General features: G+C 76.5%; 2 protein-coding genes and 1 pseudogene. All 3 read right to left on the bottom strand.

What is annotated here, in order from left to right:
* Nucleotides 1–590 (bottom strand): annotated as a pseudogene (locus GXP76_RS34535) (hypothetical protein); the annotation flags it as partial.
* 52 nt (nucleotides 591–642) lie between these two features.
* Nucleotides 643–834, bottom strand: a complete 192-nt coding sequence (locus tag GXP76_RS34530; RefSeq protein ID WP_242575566.1) for a hypothetical protein — start codon at nucleotides 832–834, stop codon at nucleotides 643–645.
* 291 nt (nucleotides 835–1,125) lie between these two features.
* On the bottom strand, nucleotides 1,126–3,716 hold a 2,591-nt coding region (locus GXP76_RS34525), incomplete at its 5' end, for an SAV_2336 N-terminal domain-related protein (protein WP_242575565.1).

Genomic DNA, 3,716 nt, shown 5'->3' with positions numbered 1-3,716 from the left:
CTGCCCGGCAGCGCGGCCAGGCAGGTCCAGCCCGCCCCCGCTCCCCGGCCGTCGGGCCGCAGAAGCACGGACCGGGCGGAGTTGCCCACGGGGGTGAGCAGCGTGCCGTGCGGGCCGGAGCGGACCCGTACGCGGGGTGCGCGGGCCTCCTGGGCGCCGACGCCGGGCAGGACGAGCCGCCCGCCGGCGGTGGGCAGTACGGTGTCGAGCCGGGCGCCGGTGCGCAGCGCCGTTCCGACGGCGATGCCGCCGAGGGGGTGGAGGGCGGCTGTGAGGCCGTCCGGTCCGGGTGCGTTGAGGGCGTCCACGATCCAGCCGCCGACGGCGGGGTAGTCGAGGAGCCGGCGGGCGGCGGCCGGCGCGGGCGACTCGGCCCGCTCCAGGAGACTCCAGTCCCGGTCGAACGCGGCACGGGCGGGCGGCGGTAACTCGCCCCGTCCCACGCGGGCGAGGAGGGCCTTGAACAGGACCAGCCGGCGGCTGTGCAGTGCGGCGTGCAGCAGCTCCAGGTCGCGCGGGCGCTGACGCGTGGTGGCGATCCGCAGGAGGGTGTCGGACGGGACCGTGAAGGCCCCCGGCGCCGGAGCCATTACCTCCGCTCCGCTGCGACACCGGCCGAATCCAGTCGCCGCGTCCGCCCGCTCACTCCGAGTCTTTCCACACGTCGGTGAACGAGCCGGGACAGCGGAGCACGTCCTCGACGGCCGCCGTCAGCGCGGCGTCGTCCAGGCACTGCAGGGTGCGCAGGTCGACACCGGTGAGATCGGGGAGCACCGGGCTGCCCGGGATCCCACCGACCTGCGCCGCGGATCCGGCCACACGTTGCTCCAGCACGCTCTGCTCCTCCCCGATGCCCCCGAGGGCGTGTGGTGAAAGTCCCGCCTTGCGTTCGCACACACCAGACGCCGTGAGCACCGCTCTGCGGGGCGGACGGCGCCGGGTTCACGGCACGCTCTGGGAGGCGATGCCGTGAGGTTTCTCCTTCCCGAGGCCCACGATTCGGAAACCCGTTCGTCACACGGGGAGTTGGTGTTCGGCCGCACCCGCGCGGCCTCCGAGGGAGCGCATACCGGGGCGCGTCGGTGCACGCGCCGGTCGCGCACGCACCTGGCCGCACTGGTCGGTTCACCCGCGCTCCGGGCCCTCCCGCACGCTCGTCCCTCCGCCCGGGCCGCCGCTCAGCGCCCGCATCCGTTCGCCGGTCGCCCGTGCCTCGTCCTCCGGGACCGGGACGCCCTGCTCGGCCAGTGCGCGCCAGTGGTCGGCCGCCGCGCGGTAGTCGGTCCGGGCCGCCGACGGGCGGTTCATCCGCTCGTACAGTTCGGCGCGGCCGTGCAGCGCGCGGGCCGCCGTGACCGACGGCGGTTCGGGGATCTCGCGCAGCGCCCTGCCGTAGGCGGACTCCGCCGAGGCGAAGTGCGTCCGCGGCTGCGGCAGTTCGAGGCGCGCGCCCGCCAGCAGCAGCCAGGAGCGGGCCCGGGTGGCCGGGTCGGCGGCGCGGCGGGCGGAGAGCTCCAGCAGATGGCAGCCCTCGTAGACGTCGGGCAGGAAGCCGCCGCCCGCGCGGTCGCCGCGGTAGCGGTCCAGCAGGGCCGTACCGAGCAGCAGGTGGAGGCGCCAGCGGAGCGGGGTCCTGGAGGTGACGTTGGTGAGGGCTTCGCGCAGGATGCCCTCGGCGCGGTCGATGTGACGGGTCTCGGTGAGCAGCATCTCGCCCCACTCGGCGAGGAGTTCGCACCGTTCGTGGCTGTCGCGCGGCGCGGTGCGCTCGGCCTGCCCGTACGCGGTCGCCGCCGCTTCCCAGTCCCGTACCTCGCGGTGGATCCGCGCCCGCTCGCGCAGGGTGCGCAGCAGCAGCGACGCGCTGTCCCCGGCCGCCGTCTCGGCCGCCTCGGTCAGGGCGAGGAGTTCGGCCGTGTCGCGCTCCCGCGTCAGCCGCAGGGCCGACACGAGGTCGAGGAGGGCGCCCGCGCGGCGGTGCGGGGGTGCGTCCAGTTCGTCCAGCAGGCCGAGCGCGGTGCGCAGTTCGCGTACGGACGCGGTGGCCGGCTCCTCGGGTTCGGAGGTGGTCCCGGCCAGGTCGAGCAGGACCCGGCCCATCCGCAGGCGGCGTGCCGTCTCCGTGGCGAGGTCGGCCCCGCCGGGCATCTCGGCCAGCCCGGCGACAGCCGCGTGCAGCCACCGCGGGTCGTGGTCCTGGCGCCACAGCTCGTGCCGGACGTCCGCGCGGGCGACGGCCGTCGCCGGCTCGCGTCCGGTGAGCAGCCGCTCGGCGCGGGTCAGCAGCGCGTGCGCCTCCCCGGGGTCGCGCCGTGCCTCCGCCGTGTTGGCGCGGGCGAACAGCACCCGGCCCAGCAGATGCCGGGAGCGTCCGTCGTCGTCGGCGGCCAGCGCCGCCTCGGCGAGCGCCTGCGCGTCGATGAGCATCTGCCGGTCGCGGCGGTCGCGCCACAGGCCGAGCAGCCGCTCCACCTCGTCCAGCCTGCCGGGCACCGGGCGTACGGGCCGGTACCAGCGCACCACGCGCGCGGGGACCTGCGCGAACAGCTCCTCGTCGGCCTGCGGCCCCCCGTCGGGGTCCTCCGGCACCACCGGCTCGTCGGTCTCCAGCCCCTGGAGGCGGGCGACGGCCAGCGCCGGGAAGTTGCGCATGCCCTTGCCGAACCGCCGGGTGACGTACTCCGACAGGTACTTGAGGACCAGTTCGGCGGCGCCCTGGTCGAGCATCTCCAGCAGCAGTTCGCGTACGCCGGGCGCGAAGTCGTAGCGCGGTCCCGGCACGCCGGCGGTGTCGGGCAGCCGCTCCAGCAGCCCGCCGAGGAGCACTTCGGCCAGTTGCATGGGGCCGGTGTCGGGCAGCAGCGCTTCCTGCACGAGCTGCATGACGGGCAGGTAGAGCGGTACGGCCGCGAGATGGACGGCCAGTTCGAGCGCGCCCGGCGACGCGCCGGAGCGGAAGTCGCGCAGCCGCGCCTGCGGGGTGCGCGCCCCTCCGTACGGCCAGGACTCGGGCTGTGCCGGGTGCCGCGGCAGCACCCAGCCCGCCGCGCCGCGCATCGTACGGGTGCCGGTGCCGCCGAGCAGTTGGGCCCAGCCGCCGAGGACCCGGTCGGTCGGCAGCAGGACGGGCACCGGGCGCGCGCCGGCGGGCGGCGCCGCGCGCCCGTGGGTCTCGTCGGCGACGAACCGCATGCCGCGTCCCACACCGGGCTCGTGCACGAGCAGCCCCGGGTCGGCGGGCAGCGCGGTGCGGTCCCACAGCCGGGGCGGCAGGGGCTGCACGACGGCGATCTGGGAGCTCTCGGCCCAGCGGTGGAGCATGCGCTGGGCGCCACCCGACTGCCACAGCGGTCCCACGCAGTCGCTGATGACGAGCGTGAGCCGGCGGCCGGTGACGTCGCGGTGCTGGTCGGCGGGGCGCAGCCGGGTCTGGCCCGGGTCGGGTCCGGTGCCGGCCATCGCCGAGCCGTCCGGCCCCTGGTGCAGGTAGTGCACCTGGACGTCGCGGAACGCGCCGAGCCGTTCGCACGCCTGGCGGAGCCGTTCGAGGGTCGGTTGCCACACGGAGGTGGTCGGCGAGGCGTCCATCAGGAGCTGGATCTCGGCCTCCCGGTGCGCCGCCGGGCGGCGTACGGGGCGCAGGAAGCCGTCGGCGGCGCTGCGTTCGGCGGTCGCCTCCTCGTCCAGTTCCGCGCCGGGGACCGGGGGTACGGGCG

Origin of the sequence: Streptomyces sp. NP-1717 (assembly GCF_022695985.1) — a bacterium.
Lineage (GTDB): Bacteria > Actinomycetota > Actinomycetes > Streptomycetales > Streptomycetaceae > Streptomyces.
This window is presented reverse-complemented; position numbering and strand designations above follow the sequence as displayed.